At 53.9% G+C, this 21,357-nt stretch carries 16 protein-coding genes and 1 rRNA gene; 10 read left to right on the top strand and 7 right to left on the bottom strand.

The window, feature by feature from the left end; all coding sequences use genetic code 11:
• From rrf to corA, 3 genes are all read left to right on the top strand, one after another.
• Positions 1–87, top strand: a 5S ribosomal RNA gene (gene rrf, locus LZP73_RS16710); the annotation flags it as partial.
• A 396-nt stretch (positions 88–483) separates the two neighbouring features.
• Positions 484–1,359: a patatin-like phospholipase family protein gene (locus LZP73_RS16705; protein WP_234236094.1), complete on the top strand. Its 876-nt coding sequence runs from the start codon at positions 484–486 to the stop codon at positions 1,357–1,359.
• 194 nt (positions 1,360–1,553) lie between these two features.
• Positions 1,554–2,501 carry a magnesium/cobalt transporter CorA gene (corA, locus tag LZP73_RS16700; protein ID WP_234236093.1) on the top strand — a complete coding sequence of 316 codons (948 nt, stop codon included), beginning with the start codon at positions 1,554–1,556 and terminating at the stop codon, positions 2,499–2,501.
• A gap of 23 nt (positions 2,502–2,524) precedes the next feature.
• Here the strand turns inward: corA and LZP73_RS16695 are convergent, their stop codons facing one another.
• On the bottom strand, positions 2,525–2,833 hold the full coding sequence (locus LZP73_RS16695; protein ID WP_234236092.1) for a DUF3135 domain-containing protein: 309 nt from the start codon (positions 2,831–2,833) through the stop codon (positions 2,525–2,527).
• A 198-nt stretch (positions 2,834–3,031) separates the two neighbouring features.
• Positions 3,032–4,294, bottom strand: coding sequence for an HD-GYP domain-containing protein (locus LZP73_RS16690; protein ID WP_234236091.1), 1,263 nt, complete (start codon positions 4,292–4,294; stop codon positions 3,032–3,034).
• A gap of 116 nt (positions 4,295–4,410) precedes the next feature.
• Between LZP73_RS16690 and LZP73_RS16685 the strand changes: the two genes are divergently transcribed.
• Positions 4,411–5,106 carry a 2OG-Fe(II) oxygenase gene (locus tag LZP73_RS16685; protein WP_234236090.1) on the top strand — a complete coding sequence of 232 codons (696 nt, stop codon included), beginning with the start codon at positions 4,411–4,413 and terminating at the stop codon, positions 5,104–5,106.
• A 21-nt stretch (positions 5,107–5,127) separates the two neighbouring features.
• Here the strand turns inward: LZP73_RS16685 and LZP73_RS16680 are convergent, their stop codons facing one another.
• Positions 5,128–6,477: an ATP-binding protein gene (locus LZP73_RS16680; protein ID WP_169562224.1), complete on the bottom strand. Its 1,350-nt coding sequence runs from the start codon at positions 6,475–6,477 to the stop codon at positions 5,128–5,130.
• Positions 6,468–7,142 carry a response regulator gene (locus tag LZP73_RS16675; protein WP_234236089.1) on the bottom strand — a complete coding sequence of 225 codons (675 nt, stop codon included), beginning with the start codon at positions 7,140–7,142 and terminating at the stop codon, positions 6,468–6,470. The genes LZP73_RS16680 and LZP73_RS16675 overlap by 10 nt, the downstream gene beginning before the upstream one ends.
• Before the next feature lie 227 nt (positions 7,143–7,369).
• On the opposite strand from LZP73_RS16675, the gene LZP73_RS16670 reads away from it, so the two are divergent.
• From LZP73_RS16670 to LZP73_RS16660, 3 genes are read left to right on the top strand one after another with little or no spacing between them, the layout of a single operon-like run.
• Positions 7,370–8,224 carry a putative selenate ABC transporter substrate-binding protein gene (locus tag LZP73_RS16670; RefSeq protein ID WP_234236088.1) on the top strand — a complete coding sequence of 285 codons (855 nt, stop codon included), beginning with the start codon at positions 7,370–7,372 and terminating at the stop codon, positions 8,222–8,224.
• On the top strand, positions 8,221–8,928 hold the full coding sequence (locus tag LZP73_RS16665; protein WP_326490360.1) for an ATP-binding cassette domain-containing protein: 708 nt from the start codon (positions 8,221–8,223) through the stop codon (positions 8,926–8,928). Before LZP73_RS16670 ends, LZP73_RS16665 begins: the two co-directional genes overlap by 4 nt.
• A gap of 32 nt (positions 8,929–8,960) precedes the next feature.
• On the top strand, positions 8,961–10,484 hold the full coding sequence (locus LZP73_RS16660) for an ABC transporter permease (RefSeq protein WP_234236087.1): 1,524 nt from the start codon (positions 8,961–8,963) through the stop codon (positions 10,482–10,484).
• Between the two features lie 310 nt (positions 10,485–10,794).
• Here the strand turns inward: LZP73_RS16660 and LZP73_RS16655 are convergent, their stop codons facing one another.
• Positions 10,795–12,114, bottom strand: coding sequence for a dicarboxylate/amino acid:cation symporter (locus LZP73_RS16655; protein WP_234236086.1), 1,320 nt, complete (start codon positions 12,112–12,114; stop codon positions 10,795–10,797).
• A gap of 220 nt (positions 12,115–12,334) precedes the next feature.
• Between LZP73_RS16655 and LZP73_RS16650 the strand changes: the two genes are divergently transcribed.
• Positions 12,335–14,791, top strand: coding sequence for an Ig-like domain-containing protein (locus LZP73_RS16650; protein ID WP_234236085.1), 2,457 nt, complete (start codon positions 12,335–12,337; stop codon positions 14,789–14,791).
• A 121-nt stretch (positions 14,792–14,912) separates the two neighbouring features.
• On the opposite strand, the gene astB is transcribed toward LZP73_RS16650, so the two are convergent.
• Positions 14,913–16,247: an N-succinylarginine dihydrolase gene (gene astB, locus LZP73_RS16645; protein WP_234236084.1), complete on the bottom strand. Its 1,335-nt coding sequence runs from the start codon at positions 16,245–16,247 to the stop codon at positions 14,913–14,915.
• A 331-nt stretch (positions 16,248–16,578) separates the two neighbouring features.
• Here astB and topA point away from each other — a divergent pair, with 331 nt between their 5' ends.
• Positions 16,579–19,224: a type I DNA topoisomerase gene (gene topA, locus LZP73_RS16640; protein WP_234236083.1), complete on the top strand. Its 2,646-nt coding sequence runs from the start codon at positions 16,579–16,581 to the stop codon at positions 19,222–19,224.
• Positions 19,225–19,297: 73 nt separating this feature from the next.
• Here the strand turns inward: topA and LZP73_RS16635 are convergent, their stop codons facing one another.
• Positions 19,298–20,077 carry a hypothetical protein gene (locus LZP73_RS16635; RefSeq protein WP_234236082.1) on the bottom strand — a complete coding sequence of 260 codons (780 nt, stop codon included), beginning with the start codon at positions 20,075–20,077 and terminating at the stop codon, positions 19,298–19,300.
• Positions 20,078–20,301: 224 nt separating this feature from the next.
• On the opposite strand from LZP73_RS16635, the gene cysB reads away from it, so the two are divergent.
• Positions 20,302–21,276 (top strand): HTH-type transcriptional regulator CysB, encoded by a 975-nt coding sequence (gene cysB, locus LZP73_RS16630; protein WP_234236081.1) that lies wholly within the window; start codon positions 20,302–20,304, stop codon positions 21,274–21,276.
• Positions 21,277–21,357 lie beyond the last annotated feature (81 nt).

Raw genomic sequence — 21,357 nt, 5'->3', positions numbered from 1 at the left:
TGATCCCATCCCGAACTCAGAAGTGAAACGCAATCGCGCCGATGGTAGTGTGGGGTCTCCCCATGTGAGAGTAGGTCATTTCCAGGCGCCTAATTTTCTCGAAAGAGAAGCGATAAATCCCCAGCACACTGTGTTGGGGATTTTTTCGTTTAACAGCTTTTGAAATGCTCACTCGAACATGGGGAAGATAAAAGGTCCGAACGCAGAGAGCTTGGCTGGAAGCTGGCCATGACAGGCGCCTAATTGCTCGTAAGAGAATCGAGAAAGCCCGTTGCGAAAGCAACGGGCTTTTTTGTATTGGTTCAGCTAAAACTTACGTGCGCTACTTTCATAGCCTCATCTCCTTACTCTCATCTCATTATTTTCATCTTATTGCCCCATCTCATTGAAAAGAGCTGTCTTAATAATCCAATCGGTCGATTATCTTTTCGCGCCGTTTGAGCCTACATTTAGCTTAAGTAAGAAGACTGCCATGGGACTGTGATGATGGGCGATCATGGGAATGAGCAGGCAGCCAAGGTGGCGTTAGTGGCCGAAGGTGGAGGTCAGAGGGGGATCTTTACCGCCGGGGTGCTCGATGCCTGGTTGAGAGCCAAGTATAACCCCTTCGATTTGCTGCTCGGCACTTCGGCAGGAGCACAGAACCTGACGAGTTTTCTCGCCGGGCAAGCGGGCTATGCCCGGCGGCTGATCATGACACTGTCGAAGCAGGTCGAGTTCGTCGATCCTAAGCGCTACTTATTGGGGGGGCATCTGGTCGATTTCGACTGGTATTTTGAACAAACCAAACGACAGGAGTATAGCTTGGATCTCTGTGCCGCCTACGAACAACTGAGGCAGAAGCGCCTCTTGATTGTGGCGACAGGTTTGCATGACAGGAAGGCATATTATTTTGAACCCGAGTTGCATAATTGGCGGGAGTTGCTCAAGGCGTCCTGTGCCTTACCCCTCTTGTATCGCCATGGGGTTGCAATAGGGGGACAAAGGTATGTCGATGGGGGCCTGGCCGCTCCTTTGCCCGTCCAGGAGGCGTATCATCGCGGCGCACGCCGGATAGTGGTCATTCGAACCCTGTCGACATCGTTTCAGACCGAATTCGCCTGGGCGAATAAGCTCAAAGACTGGTTATGCGCCCCTGGCTATTGTCCCAAGACCCTGGATTACCTGGTGCAACATGCGCTGGCTTATGGGAGTGAGCTGGCATTCATGGCCAGTCCACCCGCAGATGTTGAGATAAAGCAGATTATCCCACCGGCGAGCCTATGTACCAAGTTGCTCGGCAGCAGTAGGGTGGCACTTTATCGGGACTATCAACTCGGTGTCATCGCCGGGCTGGATTTTCTCACCCGCTGCCATTAGACGACGGACCATTTTTTTCCATGGCATCGTCGGTATCAGGATGGCGGTAGCTATTGTGCCGCTTCAGCTCGGACCAGCATGAAATAATCTGAATAAAATCCTACAGGTGGCTTTCCATTGTGCGCCTATGGGGTAAACTAGCCCCAATTTTTTGGTCTGCATTTTTACGTCGCAGATAATCTCCTGGAGGATATATGATCACTGCCTATGTCTATGAGAATCGTAGCCTTACGATAGTAGAATTGAATATGCAGGATAGTCTTCCTCCTTCGACTCTCTGGTTGGATCTCTATAAGCCAGACGATGAAGAACGTGACTGGTTGAGCCGCTTTTCCGTCGAAGAAGTGCCGGATGAAGAAGATATCAACGAAATCGAGGCTTCGGCGCGTTTCTACCAGAATAGCGACGGCCTGCATATCAACTCCCTCTTTCCCCAGCGTGTCGGCCAGGATGTCCGCGGAGTGAACGTCTCCTTCAACCTGCGTAGCAACTTTTTGCTCACCATTCGTGAAGACGACGTGGGCCTGATCCGTTTGCTGCGCAACTACCTGCGTCTCGGGCGGATAGATGCTTCGACACCGCAGGAGCTGTTCCTGGAGTTGTTTAACCTCAAGGTGGACTATCTGTCTGACTTGATCGAAGACGTCTATACCGTATTGGAGAATGTCGGTGAGCAAGTATTCGAGAGCGATGAGCTCGATGATGTATTTAAGCTCATCACGCTGCAGGAAGACTCCAACGGCAAGATACGCCTGAGTCTGCTCGATACCCAGCGCTCCTTGCGTTACATGCAACGTTATTACCGAGGTGAGCTGTCCGATGAGCACCTGAAAGACTTGCGTGAGATGTTGTCGGATATCGAGTCTTTGATGCCCCACAGTCAGTTTATCTTCGACAAGCTTAACTTCTTGCTCGATGCGGCCATGGGTTTCAGTGGTTTGCAGCAGAATAAGATCATCAAAATCTTCTCGGTAGCCGCCGTGGTGTTCCTGCCTCCGACTCTGATCGCCAGCAGTTACGGGATGAACTTCGCCACTATGCCAGAGCTGTCATGGCAATACGGCTATCCTATGGCGATAGTCATGATGCTGGCGAGCGCCGCAGGTACCTATTTCTTCTTCAAGCGTAAACATTGGCTCTAGCTCCAGGTCTTTCTGCTGCCGTGCTATTTGGGCTTTAGCTCGAATGGCATTATCTGTGCCTGTTGCTGCGCAAAGTCTTGCGGGTGATTGAGCACAGTGGCCAGTGTCATGAGCCTGTTACGCATCAAGGACATGATGACGACACACCTGTGATAGGGATTGTGGCAGAGTGACAGACGTTGCTCCAGATTGTGTTTGACGCAACACAGCTGCGCCCGGTTATCCGATGCTGCGATCAGCTCGTCGTTGAGCTTCTGTTGCAGCTGTGCCAGTTGCGCCGGTTGATGCTGTGCCAGCCACAGCAAGGTATCGAAGTCAGGTACTGGGGTCATGGTTAGCCTCCCGCAGACAGTCAGGGCTGTCTATTAGTAAAGCTAGCCAATCCGGCGCCTTTCTACAAGCAAGCCCGGGGCCAAGCACTGCCGCGTCAGGCACTATTGGTGCTAGGTGCTAGGTGCTAGGTGCTAGCCGCTAAGCCGCAGGAACAGGAGCACGACCTTTGGTGCGCCTGCTTTAAATCAGCGGCGCAATCAGGCCGGATTATTGTCGCCGAAGTAATAGCTTACTCTTTCTCTTGGATTCAGGTATTGATGGATTTTCTTGGGCAAAGCCGAGGGGGGCAGACAACGTACTATGGTCAATTCATGCTCTTTGAGATCTATGATGGCGGCCTGATCCTTGGGCACCAGGGCGTCGTAAACCAGAACCCTGGGCAGCAACAACTGCTCGAGATTGACCGCCATCACCATACCAAATTGGCCATTGGATAACTCGACCAAACTCCCTGGGGGATAGATACCCAGCATTTTTATCATGCTGCCGACATAGCCGGGATTTAACTTGGTCTTGAAATGTTTGTATAGGTAGCCCAGGGCGGCATAGGGGGTTTTGGCTTTTGTCTGGGGAGCCGGGTGGCATAAGGTATCGTATTGATTCACTACGGCAATGAGCTGGCATAACTTGCTCAGATCTTTCTCTTCCAGTCCCCGGGGAAAGCCGCTGCCATCGAGGAATTCATGGTGATTGGCAATCAAGGCTAAAGCAGCCTTGGGGAAGGTATCTGCCAGGCGCAGAAACTCTATGCCAAACAGCGGGTGTTGTCTGATGAAGTTGGCTTCCGGACGAGTCAGGGGAGTCGACTTTTTAAGTACGTTCGAGGGGATCTTCAACTTGCCTATATCGTGAAATAAGGCACCCATGCCCAGGGTCTCAATCTCGCTGCGCTCCCAGCCGAATTCCTTGGCGACTAACATGGAGAGGACGGCCACATTGAGCGAGTGATAGTAGAAGCCTTCATCTTGCTTGTCATCCGGCATCAGATGCAACACCAGGCTGTTGGAGTCCAATAGCTGGTCGGCTATATTCGATATCAAGTCTTTGGCATCATCGACGGCATTGAGTGGCCGGTTGCGCAGTTTACCGACCAGGTTACGCATTATGCTGACCGAGCGATTGAAGGCCTGTTCGGTTTTCTGCAGGTCCCGGCGAAATTTCTTCTGCATCTCTATGCGGGTGCGCTTGTCTTTCTCCATATCACGCTTGAGCACATCCATGGAGCCAACAGGGCTGGCTTGGGTGGCGGCGGCTTCGGCCGCGGATAGCGGGGGGGCCTTACTGCGTTCGAGATCGACAAACACAAATTCCAGGTTGAGATTTTTGAGCAGTTCTATCTGTGCCTGTTGCTTTAACTGGAAATTACTGAACAGAAAGGGATGATCTTTCCAAGCCAGGGGCAGGCGGACAAAATTCCCCAGCTGGAGCTGGTTGATCATCACTTTGCAGGTTTTGGCCATAATGGGGTATGAGGAGAAATAGTAGGGCTAGTTTATCTTAACAATCCAGCTTTACAATTACTTCACGGCCATGTCAGCATAGACAGTCGATAAAATGGCCTATTCATTGAGGAATTATGGATTTTATAGAAGTTTATCCGGATGCATTACCCCACGACTTATGTGAGCGTTTGATTTCTGTGTTCGAACAGCACAAGGGGGTCGTCGATGGCCACACAGGCAATGGTGTCGATGTCGACAAGAAGCTCAGCCGTGATCTGATGCTGGATGCGCATCCAGACTTGCAGCCACTGCGCAACGAACTTTTGGGCCATACCCTTAAGCACACCACCAGTTATTTCTGCCGTTATGCCATGGCATTGATGGGGGCTGTGGCAGTGACTGTGGCCGATGAGGAAGGCAAGCCGGCTACCCTGACCCCGGATAACTTTGCCGCTCTCGGCTTGCCGCGGGCCGAAGCGCTGGTGAAGTATTTATACCGCAGTGGCACTATTAATATTCAAAAATATCAACAGAATAAAGGTGGGTATCCCCACTGGCACTCGGAACAGTTTCCCCAGAATGGTCATAATGAAGCCCTGCATAGAGTGGTGCTCTACATGTTCTACCTCAATGATGTCGAAGAAGGGGGGGAGACAGAGTTTTTCTACCAGCAGCGTAAGATAAGGCCGAAGAAGGGGACCATGGTGATCGCCCCGGCCGGTTTTAGCCATTCCCACAGGGGGAATATGCCTGTGAGCAATGATAAATACATTGCCACATCCTGGATCATGTTTAACCGTGCCGAGCAGTTGTACGCCCAGGCGAAATAGCTGCCTCAGGCCGGGCCCGGCTTAAAATGGGATCTTAATGCGAAAACAGGCCCCCTCGAGCGGGCTGTCTTCTATGGTTAAGCTGCCACCATAACTTGTGACTATCTCATGGCATACGGCCAGGCCTATGCCTTGCCCAGGGGATTGAGTGTCTGCCCGCACTCCGCGCTGAATAATCTTTTGCCTCAGGCTCTCTTCGACTCCCTGACCATCATCTTCGACAAGCAGCTCGAACTCGCCGTTGGCGTTGATGTCGGCAGCCAAGTGCACCCTGCCTATACAGAGACGAAAGGCATTTTCCATCAGGTTACCGCACAGTTCCATCAGATCGCCCTTATTGCCCGGAAACGAGACGTCGGCGGTCAGCTTGCTGCTGAACTCGACCTGCTTATCCCGGTAGATCTTGAACAGCATTTGCGCCAGGGGTTCTACCACCTGGGCCAGGGGAGTCAGTTCCTGTTTCAGTCCCTGACGTCCCAGCATGGCGCGCTTGAGCTGGTATTTCACCAGCTGGTCCATCTGGCTGACTTGCTCCATGATTTTCTCGTTGCCTGCTTGCTTGTCCAGACTGGCATCATCCGTGATGGCATGCACGGCGGCGAGGCGGGTCTTGAGGCTATGGGCCAGGTCATTCATCGCATTCTGATACCTTTCCTGCTGGGCCGTGGACTGTTGCAGCAGTTGGTTCAGCGCCTGGGTGACGCCCTCAAGCTCCACCGGATAGCCTTCGGACAGCGCCTTGGCATTACCTTGGTTGATCGATTGCAATTCGGTTTGCATGCGCACCAAGGGGCGCATTCCCCAGTAAGCGGCACTGACCAACAACACCAGCGCCAGGGACAGCACCAACGCCAGACGCACATAGGTGCGCTTGCTGAACTTGCTGTATTCCAGCTCCAGCTTGGCGGCATCCTTCATGACCAGCAAGTTGTAATGTACCCCGGCAATTTCGACCGCGAGCAGGTAGACGAAGTAACCCCGGTTATCGGCCAGAGTCAGGTAGTAGGGGGGCGAGTCGTTGCGAATTTCATTGAATTTTTCACAGGTGTCGAACAGCCCCCGATCGACCGCCAATGACGAGGTCCAGACCTGTTGAAAGCTTTTATCGCAGCTGGCGATAACATAGCGTTCCTGTTTGTTGTTCTCTTCGAGCCAGGCACTGGTGTCGGGGATCAGATCATGTTCCCTCAGTTCGGCGGCGACCTGGGGAATTTCGGCGATCAGCTGTGCCGTCTCTTCGTTATAGCTGTTCTGCGCGTGGAGTATATTGATCATCCAGGCGAGACCGAAGCCGACCAGCGCAATGATGGACAAAGAGGTGAGAAACATCCGCGTCAGCAGACGTTTCTTGGGTTTCAGGCTCAGCTGCATGGTAAGTTAAATTTATATCCTTGCCCACGTATGGTGACTATGGGGTTGTCTATGCCGTCCCGGGTGAGCTTCTTGCGCAAGCGGCTGACCATGACTTCAATGGTATTGGGATCCCCTTCCTTGTCGCCATAGATCACATCCAGCAAGCGCTGTTTGGCGACCACCTCATGACAGTGGCGCATCAGATATTCGAGGATTTGATATTCGAAGGCCGTGACCTCCATGGGTTCCTGATTCAGCCTCACCTGTTTGGCCGCGAGATCCAGTTCCAGATCGCCGCTGCGGATGACGGGTCTGACGAAGCCCGCGCTGCGGCGGACCAGGGCATCGAGACGGGCCACCAATTCTTCCTTCTGAAAGGGTTTGACCAGGTAGTCGTCGGCGCCGGCATTGAGTCCTTCGACTTTATCTTGCCAATTGACGCGCGCTGTGAGGATGAGAACGGGGGCCTTGAGACCTGACTCCCTCAGCCTTTGGATCAGACCTATGCCATCTTGATCCGGCAGCCCCAGATCGACGATGGCGACATCGATAGGGTAGTTGGTCGCCTGATAAAAGCCTTCACCCGCAGTGAGGGCAACCTGCACCTGATTTCCCAACTCACTCAGTTGCACCTTAAGGTGATGCGATAAAATCGGATCATCTTCAACGACCAAAATTCTCATAACAGCTTTGTCCTTACCTCGACTGGCATCAGTTTACGCAGATCTGCGAACCTAGCCAAATATTGTCTCATGTTATTGGGGGTTAACTTAACCCTCGCTGACCCGAACGCTTTATTAAGCAGCAGAAGCGCGATTTGGTGCGATTATTGCCTCTCTCAGCGCATGATGACTTGTAAGCCTTGGCTAATAGGTTAAAATTGTCGAAATTTTATCGGGGAATTACCAGCATGAAAACTTTGCCTTACATAGGCGCTCTATGCCTCAGTTTGTTTGCCAGCAGCGTGTACAGCGCGACGTTTACCTTTACCGCCATTCCGGACGAGAATGAGAGCCAACTGCGGACCCGTTTCGACAAGGTTGCAGTGTATTTGGAGAAAGAACTCGGCGTCGAGGTGAAGTATGTGCCTGTGAAGTCTTATTCCGCCGCTGTGACCGCCTTTCGCAATAACCAGGTGCAGCTGGCCTGGTTTGGTGGTTTATCCGGAGTGCAGGCCCGCCGTCTGGTGCCTGGCTCGGAGGCGATAGCCCAAGGCTATGAAGATCAATTCTTCAAGAGCTATTTCATCGCCCATCATTCGACTGGGCTGGAGCGGTCGGCTAACTTCCCGGCGCTCAAGGGACAGACCTTCACCTTCGGCTCTAAGGATTCCACCTCGGGACGCTTGATGCCGCAATTTTTCATCGAACGCAATCTGGGCAAGAAGCCGGAAGAGGTGTTCAAGCGCGTGGGCTTCTCCGGCGATCACAGTCGCACCATCACTCAGGTGCAAGCCGGGGTTTATCAGGTAGGTGCCGTCAACTACAAGGTGTGGGAAACTGCACTGGCCGATGGCAAGATAGACACCACTAAGGTCAAGGTGATCTGGGAAAGCCCTGTCTATCCGGACTACCAATGGACGGTGCGCGCCGGAGTGGATGCCAGTTTCGGGGCAGGCTTCAAGGCCAAGTTGACCGCCGCGCTGCTGAACATGAAAGATGCCGACTTGTTGGCGAGCTTCCCGCGCCAGTCGTTCGTGCCTGCTGAAAACAGCGATTACGAACCGATAGAAAATGTCGCCAAGACCATAGGCATGCTCGATTGACCCTATTGCAACTCGAACAAGCGTCACTCGGATACGCCGGCAAGATGATTCTTGCCGGCGTTGACTTTCGGCTGCGCCGTGGTGAACGTGTCGCCATCCTGGGGCCCTCGGGTACAGGTAAGTCGACCCTGGTGCAACACCTCTATCAACAACTCAAATCCGAGGCGGCGTTATGCGCTCAGTCTCAAGGGCTGGTGGAGGGCTTGAGCCTGTATCACAACATCTACATGGGGGCGCTCGCCCGCCATAACAGTGTTTATAATCTTTTCAATCTCTTGTATCCATTTAAGAAAAACCGTCTGCAAGTGACAGAGCTCTGTCGGCAGCTGGAGTTGGACAGCCCTTTGGCCACTCAGGTGGACAGGCTATCCGGTGGCCAACGTCAGAGGGTCGCCCTGGGGCGGGCCCTGTATCAGGAACAGCCTGTCTTCATCGGAGATGAACCCTTTTCGGCACTCGACCCTGCCATGGGGCAAAGGTTGCTGGAGTTGGTTTTCAGTCGCCATGCCACTGTGGTCATGGTGCTGCACGATAAGCAGTTGGCCTTGAGCAATTTCGATCGCATCTTGGGGCTTAAAGCGGGGCGGGTCGCCTTCGATTTGCCCTCCGCCGAGGTCGATGCCGCCATGCTGGCGGAGTTTTACACAGGCATGGAAGCGCAGCCGCGGATAACTCCCCATGACCCTCTCCCGCTGCATGGGTAACTGTCCGGCCATGCCATTCATGATGATGCTTTATGTTCGCTAAGACTGTGGCCGCCAAGGCAGTGCCTTATGCTCTGGGGTACTGGCAGAAGATGACAATCGGGCTCTGGTTGTTGGCCTGTGGCTGCTTCATGCTCGCCGATACCGAAGTGATCGCCCTCGAGCCCTGGAGCGAACTCGGACGCATGTTGCTCGGGGTGTTGCAACCCGATTTTTTCGCCACCGAATACCTGCTCGAGGCCCTATGGCAGACGGTTAGCTTCGCGCTGCTGGGGGTGTGTGCCGGTCTCCTGTGGGGCGCGCCCCTGGCGCTGGTTTACCATAAACCTTGGGTGGCGGCATTTTGCGCCTTCATCCGCGCCATCCATGAGATTTTCTGGGCACTCTTGTTCCTGCAGCTGTTTGGCTTATCGCCCGTTACCGGCATTCTGGCGATCGCCTTGCCCTTCGGTGCCACCTTCGCCAGGGTGTTTCACGACATCATCTCACTCGCGCCGGCCGATACAGGCCAGAACCTGCCCGCTGGCACCGATATGCTCAGCCGCTATGTCTTTGGCCGCATAGTCCATGTGTCGGGGCAACTGCAGGCCTATATCCGCTACCGCTTCGAGTGTGCCTTGCGCAGCAGTGCGGTGCTGGGCTTTGTCGGCATGCCGACTCTGGGCTTTTATCTCGAGTCGGCATTCAAGCAGGGGCAGTACCATCAAGGTGGCGCCTTGTTGATCTTGTTTGTGCTGTTGATCGGCAGCATCTCTTATTGGTGCCGCGCCAGGTTGCTGCCGCTGTATCTCTTGTTGGCGCTGATGTTTCTACCCGAACTCCCGGCCATAGATGGACATCTCATCTGGCGCTTCTTGAGTCAGGATATCTGGCCACCCATGCTACAGAGAGTCAGCCATCTAGAGCAGTTGGACCTGCAAAGGCTCAATGAACTGGGGCGCTGGTTGCTCACTCTGTTAGAGAAGCAGGCCTTGCCTGGGATCTTTGCCACCCTGATCCTGGCCTTGGTGGCATTGGCCATGACTCATGTGCTGACGCTGCTGTGGTTGCCGCTGGTCAGCCGCCAATTGCGGGGGAAATGGACCGTCTTCGGCGGCAAGGCCATGTTGCTGGTTCTGCGCTCCCTGCCCGAATATCTGTTGGCATTCGTGCTCATGCTGCTGTTGGGGCCCTCCATGTTGCCGGCCATGCTGGCACTGGCGCTGCATAATGCTGCCCTGCTGACCTTCCTTACCACCAGGCAGAGCGATAAGTTGGTCGTTTCGGCGCAGTTTTCCCCTAAGCTGGATAACTATTTCTATGAAATCCTTCCCAGACTCTATCCCGGGGTGATGGCGCTGCTCTTCTATCGCTTCGAAGTGATCTTAAGGGAAACGGCCATCTTCGGCATGTTGGGTATCGCTACTCTGGGCTTTTACATCGACAGCCAATTTGCCGAGATCCGCTTCGCTGGTGCCTTGGTGCTGATGTGCTTCACCGCCATGATGAATATCGGCGTGGATGCCCTGGGGCGGAAGATCCTCAAGGGACAAAAGGTGCCGTTGCTCGGTTGCTAGTTCAGCCTTAACTATCCTGCGTCAGACAGTCGCTTCCTTTTCCGCTCCCTGCTCTTGATGTCCTCCATGCGAATATTCCTTGGTGTCAGGTATGCCTTTGCAGGCGTGCAAGGCATCGTTTGGTGTGGCGGCCCATGGGGACTATAGGGTTTGGCTTAGCTGTATGCGGCTGGGAACGGGAGGGTGGCTTGTTTTGAATAACCCTTTCGAGGCCAGGAAAGGATAAAAAAAACACCTTGCCATGAGGGCAAGGTGTTTACAGATGTTTATCTAAGTGAGGTTGTGCAACTCACTGCGTGAAGCTCTAAAATCAGCCTTTATGCCCTGTGAGATCGGCGGCCGCTTCTTCCAATGTCGCCTTGCCCGCTTTGGGATCCATGAAGGTGGCTTCATTGAACTCCCCCTCTGACTTGGCGATGATCACTGTCGCAACTGTATCACCCGTCACGTTTACCGCGGTGCGAACCATGTCCAGCAGCCTGTCTACGCCTATGATCAGGGCTATGCCTTCGACCGGCAAGCCGACTTGATTAAGCACCATGGCCAGCATGATAAGTCCTACACCCGGGACACCGGCCGTGCCGATTGACGCCAGAGTGGCGGTGACGACCACGGCAATATAGTCTGTGATGGTCAATTCTATGCCAAAGACCTGGGCTATGAAGACGGTAGCAACCCCTTGCATGATCGCCGTGCCATCCATGTTGATGGTCGCGCCGAGCGGCAGGGTAAAGGCGGCGATCTTGTTGTCCACTCCCAATCTATGCTCGGCAGTCTCTATGGTGACCGGCAGGGTGGCATTGGAGCTGGCGGTGCTGAAGGCAAACAGTTGCACATCACGCATCTTACGTATGAAGGTCAGTGGGCTCAGGCCCGAGAAGAGCTTCAGCAGTATAGGGTAAACCAGGAAGGCATGGACAAAGAGCACCGCCAGGACCACGAAGAAGTATTTCACCACGCTGCCGAAGGTTTCCAGCCCCAGGGTGAGTGCCAGTTTTCCCATGAGCGCGAAGACCCCATAGGGTGCCATGAGCATGATCAGGGTGACGACGCGCATGATGACTTCATTGAGATCTTCAAACAAGGCCGCAACCCGCTTGCCCTTGCTCCCAACGTGGGAAATGGCGAAGCCAAAAATCACCGCAAATATGATGATCTGCAGCATATTGCCGTCGCTCATGGCCTTCATAGGGTTAGTCGGGACTATGCCGATCAGCACCTCGGCTAAACTGGGGGCATCGCCGGCACTGTATTGCATGTTCTCCGTGACCATGGAAGCGTTGCCCGGATGGATCAAGACAGCGGTTAAGATGGCCAGCGAAAGAGCGATTGCCGTGGTGAACAGATAGAAGGCGATGGTCTTGCCGCCGAGACGGCCGAGTTTAGCGGGATCGCTCAAGGAGCAAGTGCCGCATACCAGTGAGATGAAGACCAGGGGGACGACCAGCATCTTCAAGCTGGAAATGAAGATTGTGCCTATGACATGTAAAAAACCGTCGGTAATATAATCTTGGATGAATTCACTGCCTGGAAAGAGATTTCTCAGCAATAGACCGAATAAAACACCGGCTCCCATGCCAATGAGGATCTTAGCTGTCAGTCCGAGTTTGTAACTTTGAGTCGCGGCCATAGTTGTTCCTGTTTATTTTTTATGCTTTCTAATTTTGGCGGGGTAAGCCTAACAAGAAAGCGCTGTAGATGAAATGGCGACAGAAGTTAATTTTTTCGGGGATATCAACAAATAAAACAAGAGAGTTATGGAAATGTAATACGAAGATTGTGTAATGTTAGCCTATAACTAGTAAGCGTAAAGCTTCATAACATAATCTGAGTAACACAGGAGCCTGACAATGAAGTCAGCCTATAACTATATTTTGGCGTTTTTTTGTTCTTTTTTCTTACTGGCCTGCAGTGGTGGTGGAGGCATAACCGACAGCGGTGATGGCAGCACCCCACCCACGGGAACCACAAGCCTTGTACTCACCATTGACCACAGCGATATTGACGCGGCAACACCGGCCACAGTCACTGCCACTGTGTCTAACAGCCTGACGGGCGCCTTGGTGGGCGAGCTGGTCACTTTCACTCTCAATAACAGCCAGATTGGCTCATTCGATCCCATCACGGGCACGGCCTTGACCGGCAGTGACGGCAAGGCGACGATCACACTCAGCACCGCCAGTCTCGCCGGCGCTGGCCTGGTCACTGGCACCATACCCGGCGGCGAGTCGGCGAGCGTCGGCTTTACCATGAAGGGGGACGGCGGTGAGGCCGGTGGCGGCGCCCAGGTGAGCCTGGCCTTAACCGATGCGGCGGGTAACGCCATAGATGCTATCACTTCTTTGGTCCCTGGTAAGCTGACCGCCACAGTGACGGGTATCAACAAGCCTGCGATAGTGACCTTCGACTCCAGCATTGGTGATTTGCCGATCAAGACGGCGGTGACCGACGCCCAGGGTAAGGCCAGTATCGACATCTATGCCGGTAACGTCTTGGGGGCAGGTGAAGTGACGGCCTCACTCTCCAGTGGGGAAATTGGCCAAACCGTCGTAGTGATAGGCGCCACCAATGTGCTCATGGGCAGCGGCGATCCTTTTGTCAAAGGCCAGGCGGCGGTGAGTGCGGCTGTGTTATCAGCCGGCGGCACGGCAACCGTGTCGGTGCTGATCCAGGACGAGAAGGGCAACCCTTTCACCCAGCCGGTGGAGGTCAACTTTGCCTCGACCTGTTCCGGAGCCACAGTGCCCAGCGCCAGCCTGAGCTCGCCCGTGACCTCGGTCAACGGCGTGGCTACCAGCACTTACCTGGCCAAGGGTTGTGTCGGTGACGATCCTATCAATGTCAGCGCCAATGCCGGCGGACTGAGCCTGGCTGCCGCCGGCACTGTAAACGTGCTGTCGGCAGACGTTGGCAGCATAGTGTTTGTGTCTGCTTCACCGGAAAACATCAGCTTGAAGGGCACCGGCGGCGACGAGTCCTCGGTTGTACTGTTCAAAGTGTTGGATACCAACGGTAATCCTGTCAGCAACCAGGCGGTGGATTTTTCGCTGAACACTGTCGTGGGGGGCATCTCTCTGGATCCCGCCAGCGCCACTACCAACGCCCAGGGCATAGTCCAGACGGTTGTCAGGACAGGCACAGTATCGACCTCGGTGCGCGTTACCGGCACCATCAACGGCAGCAGTCCTGTGATTTCCAGCCAGTCGAATGAGCTGGTGATATCGACCGGTATTCCGGATCAAGACAGTTTTTCATTGTCGGCCGAAGTGGTCAATGCCGAAGGTTGGGACCAAGAGGGGACCGAGGTTGCGGTGACTGCCCGCTTGGCCGATGCCTTCAATAACCCGGTTCCCGATGGCACCAGTGTCTCTTTCACCACAGAGGGCGGGGCGATCGAGCCCTCTTGCACCACGGTCAATGGCGCTTGTACTGTGACATGGAGGAGCCAGCAGGCACGTCCCGAGGGTAACACCCTGCTCGACGGTGCCGGGGCGCAGACCAAAAACCCCAGTGCCCAGCTGAGCTATGATGCCGCCCTGGATCTCTATGGTAACCTCTATGGCCAGAAATACGGCGGCCGGGCGACTATCACGGCCACCGCCATCGGCGAGGAATCTTTCCCCGATCTCAATGGTAACGGTCGTTTCGATGCCGACGAAATGACGACATTCCTCACTGAGAAAGATGTCAGTGGTAACAGCTTCGATCTCGATGACGCATACAACGATTACAACGAAGATGGTTTCTTCAACCCACAGCAAAGCGGTGGTCAGGTAGGCGGTGCCCTGGAAGAGCTGGTGGATTTCAATGCCAACGGAGTATTCGATGTCAAAGACGGCAAGTACAATGGCGTCTTATGCAGCGAACCCGCCCATGCGGGCTGTGCCGATGGCATCAGCGAGTCGAAAACCTTGTATGTGCGTGCCAGCCTGGTGATGGTGATGTCGGGCAGCGTCGCTTTTGCCACGGACGCAGACGATGTCAGGATTGTCGATAATGACGGCGACAACTTGGGCGGCAGCATAGATATCCTGGGCAAGGGCGTCGCCTCGGTGAATTTTACCCTCTCTGATTTACACAACCAGCAGATGCCGGCGAATTCTGTGGTCAAATTTGTTGCCAGTGCGGGCTCGGTCGTCAGCACGGCCGAATATACCTGGCCAAGTTCCAACTACAATGGTGGCCGCGAATTTACCGTGACACTCAAGGGCGAAGAACAACCAAACAGTGGCACTTTCCTGGTGACAGTGACCACCCCGGGAGGGACCATCACGGAAGTGCTGTCCATTCCGATTAACATCATCTGAATCCACTAAGAAATAAAAAAGGCGCCTGGGCGCCTTTTTTATTGTCTGCTGTTTCAACAAATGAGCCGCAGGCTATGGATAAACCCGAGCGGCCTAGAGGCTGAAATTCAGGGCTGCTATCTTAGCGCTGGAACTGGTATACGCTGCCGAGTTTCATTATCTGGGTCAGTTCATCCAGCGCGGTGCGAGATTCGATGATCAGTTGAGGGTCGGCTAAATCCTTGACGCTCAGGCGGTCGCGATAGTGCTTGTCGACCCAAACGTTCAAACGACTGAACAGGGCGTCGTTCATCAGGGTATGCTGGTTGACCGCGGCCAATTCGGCCTGGTTCATGGCAACCCGCAGGCGCAGACAGGCGGGGCCGCCGCCATTTTGCATGCTTTGCTTTACGTCGAAATACAGCACTTGCTTGATGGGGGTATTTAAGGTCAGTAGTTCGTTGAGATAGGCGAATACCGCCGGATTTTCCTGGCAGTCGGTCGGCGCTATGATGGCCATCTCGCCGTTTGGCAGCGTGATGATCTGGGTGTTGAACAGATAACTCTTGACCGCATCCTGAATGCCGACCTTGTTGGTGGGGACTTCGATGAAATGCAGTTCGGTATTCAACTTGCTGCGAATTTCGTCCAGTTTAGCCTGAGTGTCCAGAAATGCCTGCTCATGGTAGAAGAGCACGTTCTGGTTACCGACGGCGATCACATCGTTGTGGAATACCCCTTGGTCTATCACTCCTGGATTTTGCTGGATGAATACAGTGCTCTCGTCATCGAGCTGATGCAGGCGGGCGACGGCCTGTGAGGCTTCCAATGTCTGTCTGGCAGGATACTTGGTCGGTTTAGGTGCGCTCGGATCTGTTGCCACCTGGCCATAGACGAACAGTTCGACCCCGGCATGACCATATTCGGCACACATGCGGGTGTGGTTTGCCGCACCTTCATCGCCGAAACTGGCATGTTCGGGCAAGTGGCTGTGATGGCTGAAGAAGCGACTGTCGCTGAAGGTGGCTTGCAGTATATTGCCCGTGGTGATGGGTTCTATGCTGCGATGCAGCTTATCGACCAGATTCGCCGGGGTGAAATGCAACTTGCCATCGCGGCTGTCGGCACTCGGTGACACAGTGGCGGCGTTGGCGGTCCACATGCTCGAAGCACTGCAGCAGGCATTGAGCAGCGCAGGCGCTTCCTTAGCGGCTTTTTGCAATACTTCAGCATCCGTACCGGAAAAACCAATTCGACGCAGGGTATAGAGGTCTGGGCGCTCCTGAGGGGCCAACATGCCCTGGACCATACCCATGTCGGCCAGAGCCTTGGCTTTTTGCAGTCCTTGCTTGGCGGCGGCTCTGGGGTTGGATTCCAGGGCGGCATTGTTCAGTGAGGCGACATTACCGAACGACAGGCCGGCATAATTATGCGTCGGTCCCACGAGTCCATCAAAATTGGCTTCGAAATGCTTCATTGTTTATCCTTTACCGGGAAGGGCAGGCATTGCCCTCTGAAATCGCTGATTGGCCCCAGTATACTGGCTCGCGGGCGCCGCACAAGAGAGGGACTGAGGCACCCATGCAGTGTTTTTGCCCATTAATGCATAACTATTACTTGATTGATGGCGAATAATGAAATATTAGTTTTTAATAACGAATATTATTTTTTTCACATTTCTCCAACTTTGATTAAAAAGTGACTCGCTGGTACACATAAAAGAGGGATTAGCTTGAAACTATCAGTACAACCCTCTATATATGGAGCCAATTTCCATCTGCTTGAGAATTTTTGGCGCAAATCACACTATGGGTAAATCGCTAGTTATTGTCGAATCACCGGCCAAAGCTAAGACAATCAATAAGTATCTTGGCAAAGAATTCATCGTTAAATCGAGTGTGGGTCATATACGTGATCTGCCGACATCTTCATCCTCAGAAGGCAACAAGAGCGTTAAATCTGCTGCCGAAGTGAAGAAGATGTCGCCCGAAGAGAAGGCTCAATATAAGAAGGTGAAGGATCAGCAAGCGCTGGTTTCACGTATGGGCGTTAACCCAGAGAAGGGCTGGGCAGCCAAATATCAGATTTTGCCCGGTAAAGAAAAGGTGGTTAAAGAGCTGCAAGCGCTCGCCGATTCTGCCGATAAAATTTATCTCGCAACGGATTTGGACCGTGAAGGGGAAGCCATCGCCTGGCATTTGCAGGAGATCATAGGTGGCGACGCTTCACGGTATCAGCGGGTTGTATTCAACGAAATCACCAAGACGGCCATTCAGGATGCCTTCAGCCATCCATCGACCCTGGACACTAACATGGTTAATGCCCAGCAGGCGCGGCGTTTCCTCGACCGGGTGGTGGGCTTCATGGTGTCGCCGCTGCTGTGGAAGAAGGTCGCCCGTGGCCTCTCTGCCGGTCGGGTGCAATCGGTTGCCACTCGCTTGGTCGTCGAGCGCGAAGGTGAGATCAAGGCCTTCGTTCCCGAAGAATTCTGGGATGTGCATGCGGAGCTGAATACGCCGGCTCAGGCTTCCTTGACCATGGAAGTGGTCAAGTGCAAGGGCGCCGCCTTCAATCCTGTCAACGAACAGCAGGCCCAGGCCGCCGTCACTGCCCTGTCGAGTGCCAGTTTCAGCGTCTTGTCCCGTGAGGACAAAGGCACCCAGAGCAAGCCTTCGGCACCTTATATTACTTCTACCCTGCAGCAGGCGGCGAGTACCCGTCTGGGCTTCGGGGTGAAGAAGACCATGATGATGGCGCAGCGTTTGTACGAAGCCGGTCACATCACCTATATGCGTACCGACTCGACCAACCTCAGCCAGGAAGCGCTCGACAATGTGCGCGACATGATAGCCAAGGAGTTTGGTGACAAGTACTTGCCCAAGGAGCCGATCCGCTACGGCAGTAAGGAAGGCGCCCAGGAGGCGCACGAAGCGATCCGTCCATCCAATGTGCAGATCCAGGCCGCCTTGCTGACCGATATGGAACGCGATGCTCAGCGCTTGTATGAACTCATCTGGCGTCAGTTTGTTTCCTGTCAGATGACGCCAGCCCAGTACGACGCCACCAAGCTGACGGTACGGGCGGGGGATTATGAGCTCAAAGCCACGGGCAGAACCCTGAGATTCGACGGTTGGACCCGGGTGCAAACGGCACTGAGGAAGAAGAATGAAGAAGATAACACCCTGCCATTCGTGGCCGAGGGCGATGTCTTGGAGCTTAAACAGCTGTTGCCTAAGCAGCACTTCACCAAGCCGCCGGCGAGGTACAGTGAAGCTTCCCTGGTGAAAGAACTGGAGAAGCGCGGTATCGGCCGACCTTCCACCTACGCCACCATCATCTCGACCATTCAGGACAGAGGTTATGTCAGGGTCGAGAATCGCCGTTTCTACGCCGAGAAGATGGGCGAGATCGTCAGTGAGCGTCTGGTTGCCAGCTTCAAAGATCTGATGAGCTACGACTTTACCGCCAGCATGGAGCAGACGCTCGATGATGTGGCCAAAGGCCAGCTGGAATGGAAGAAAGTGCTCGACGGCTTCTATGCCGACTTCACCAAGCAGCTGGAACATGCCGAATTGCCGCCGGAAGAGGGCGGTATGCGTCCGAACCAGATGGTGATGACAGACATAGAGTGTCCTACCTGTGGCCGCAAGATGGGCATACGCACAGGCACCACAGGGGTCTTCCTCGGTTGCTCCGGCTATGCCTTGCCACCGAAGGAGCGCTGCAAGACCACGATCAACTTAACCCCGGGTGAAGAGGCCATCAGTGAAAACAGCGAAGATGCCGAAACCGATGCCCTGAGAGCCAAGCATAGGTGTGATAAGTGTGGCACGGCCATGGATAGCTATCTCATCGATGAGAAACGCAAACTGCACGTCTGCGGCAATAACCCCCTCTGCGAGGGTTACACCATAGAGACGGGGCAATTTAAGCTCAAGGGGTATGAGGGGCCGTTACTTGAGTGTGACCGTTGTGGCGCCAATATGGAGCTGAAAAACGGCCGCTTCGGTAAGTACTTTGGCTGCACCAACAGCGAGTGTAAGAATACCCGCAAGTTGTTGAAGAGTGGCGAAGCTGCGCCGCCGAAGGAAGATCCTATCTTCTTGCCCGAGCTGAAGTGTACCAAGTCGGATGCACATTTCGTGCTCAGGGACGGTGCCGCCGGCATATTCCTGGCCGCGAGTACTTTCCCCAAGTCGCGTGAGACTCGGGCGCCGCTGGTGGAAGAACTGGTGAAATACCGTGAACTCCTCTGGCCCAAGTACCAGTATTTGGCCGATGCCCCAGTGGTCGACGATGAAGGCAACAAGACTGCCGTCAAGTTCAGCCGTAAGACCAAGGAGCAATATGTCGCCAGCGAAGTCGATGGCAAGGCCACGGGTTGGTCCGCCAAGTTCATAGATGGCAAATGGGTGAGCGAGAGCACCAAGAAAGCCAAGAAGAGCACCGGCTAACGGTTTACTTCCCAACAAAAAGCCCCGCTAATGCGGGGCTTTTTGTTGGGTCTAGATGCTTGGCGGCAAGCTGTTACCACTTCTTCTTGGGTTGGAATAGCATATCTATATCGCCGTCGTCATCCTTGGGCTTGGGAGCATTGGGCTCAGAACGTCTCTGGGCGCCCATGATCTCATCGAGCAGGAGCTTGGCTTCGTCGACCTTGCGGGCGATGAAAGGATCGTTGGGTGTTTGTGCCTTGATCGCATGCAGGGTCGCCAGCGCCTTAGTCACCATCTGTCTCGAGGAACCATATTGCTTCATGAAACTGGCGGCCCGGGCCCGTGACAGCATGGAATCTACGTTGATCCTCAGCTGCAGGCTGTCGATGCGGTTCTCTTCGAGGGTGAAGACTGCGGGTTCGACCTTGCCCTTGTTATGCTCTGCCCTGAGGATGGCCTTGAGTTTTTTGAGTGTCTGCACCAGCACCAGCACTTGTCTGTCGTTGTCCGGTAGTCTGAAGCTTTCAATGGCCGGCGTTTGGCTGGGATTGTGGCTGAGGGTTTCTATCTGAGCCTTGAGATCTGAGAGTCTGCGCAGATAATCGTTCTGTTGTTGCGGCGCCACCAGATGACGTGCGATCTCCAGGCCATCGCGAACCCGTTTATAGAGAATCAACATGATCTGAGTGCTGCAGGGGATCATGCCTGTGTTGGACAAGACGTTTTCGGTTTCGTCGATAATGGCTTTCTGACGGGCCAGTTCGGTTCTGCGTTCGGCTTCAACACGTTCTTTTTGTTGTTGTATGACGTTGATTCCGATAACAAGCAGTAATAGCGCACCGATGAGGATCAGCACCAAGGTGAATATCATAGGTCTTCCACTAAAAGTCTAATTCTGTCAATGCTACAATAAATCAATAAACTAGCATAGTTATCTTAGCCTGGCTTATCATTTCTGCAGCATCCCCCTGTGTTACGGCTTTCTATATATCTATTTGCTTTAATTTTTCCGATGTACTATAACGTTTAATTATAGATAACGAATCAAACTCAGCCCCGCCTAGCCGTTTAGCCGGCCCGGCACAAGGATACCAGATGAAGCTGCAACAACTCAGATATATTGCCGAGGTGGTAAAACATAACCTCAATGTGTCGGCGACCGCAGAGAATTTATACACCTCTCAGCCTGGGATCAGCAAACAGGTGCGTATGTTGGAAGATGAGCTGGGTATCCAAATTTTTGGCCGCAGTGGCAAGCATTTAACCCATGTTACCCCGGCAGGTCTGCAAGTCATCAGCATAGCCAACGACATCCTGGGCAAGGTCGAGAGCATCAAGAAAGTCTCGGAAGAGTATACCAAGCCGGATCAGGGCGAGCTGAATATCGCCACTACCGATACCCAGGCCAGGTATGCCTTGCCGGGGATCATCCGCAGCTTCATCGACCGTTATCCTAAGGTGAATCTGCATATGCATCAGGGCACGCCCTCGCAGATCAGCGAGCAGGCGGCCCGTGGCGATGCAGATTTCGCCATCGCCACCGAGGCCATGCACTTGTACTCAGACCTGGTCATGTTGCCCTGTTACCACTGGAATCGCTCCGTGGTGGTGCCTAAAACGCACCCCTTGGCGAGCAGCAGTAAGATCAGCATAGAGGAGCTGGCCCGTTTTCCGCTGGTGACCTATGTGTTTGGCTTCGACAGAGCATCAGAAATAGAGAAAGCCTTCAATCGTGCCAACCTCGAGCCCAGGGTGGTGTTCAGTGCCACCAGTGCCGATGTGCTTAAGACCTATGTCAGATTGGGCCTTGGGGTTGGGGTCATAGCCTCCATGGCGATAGATCCCGTCATAGACAATGATTTGGTCGCCATAGATGCCGGCCATCTGTTTGCCCACAGCACCACCAAAATCGGCTTCAGGAAGGGCAGTTTCTTGCGCAGCTATATGTACGATTTCATCGAACACTTTGCGCCGCACCTGACCCGGGATGTGGTGGAAAAAGCCGTGGCCCTGAGAGACTCCCAATTGATCGAAGAGATGTTTGCCGATAAAGAGTTGCCCATGCGCTAGAGGTGGTCGTTGACTCGGCCAGCAAGCGGTAGTTTGCCTGTGCAAGCAATAAAAAATCTCGCCGCGGCGAGATTTTTTATT

The organism is Shewanella sp. AS16 (assembly GCF_021412365.1).
Lineage (GTDB): Bacteria > Pseudomonadota > Gammaproteobacteria > Enterobacterales > Shewanellaceae > Shewanella > Shewanella salipaludis.
The sequence above is the reverse complement of the archived record's forward strand: the minus strand, read 5'-3'. Positions and strand labels throughout refer to the sequence as shown.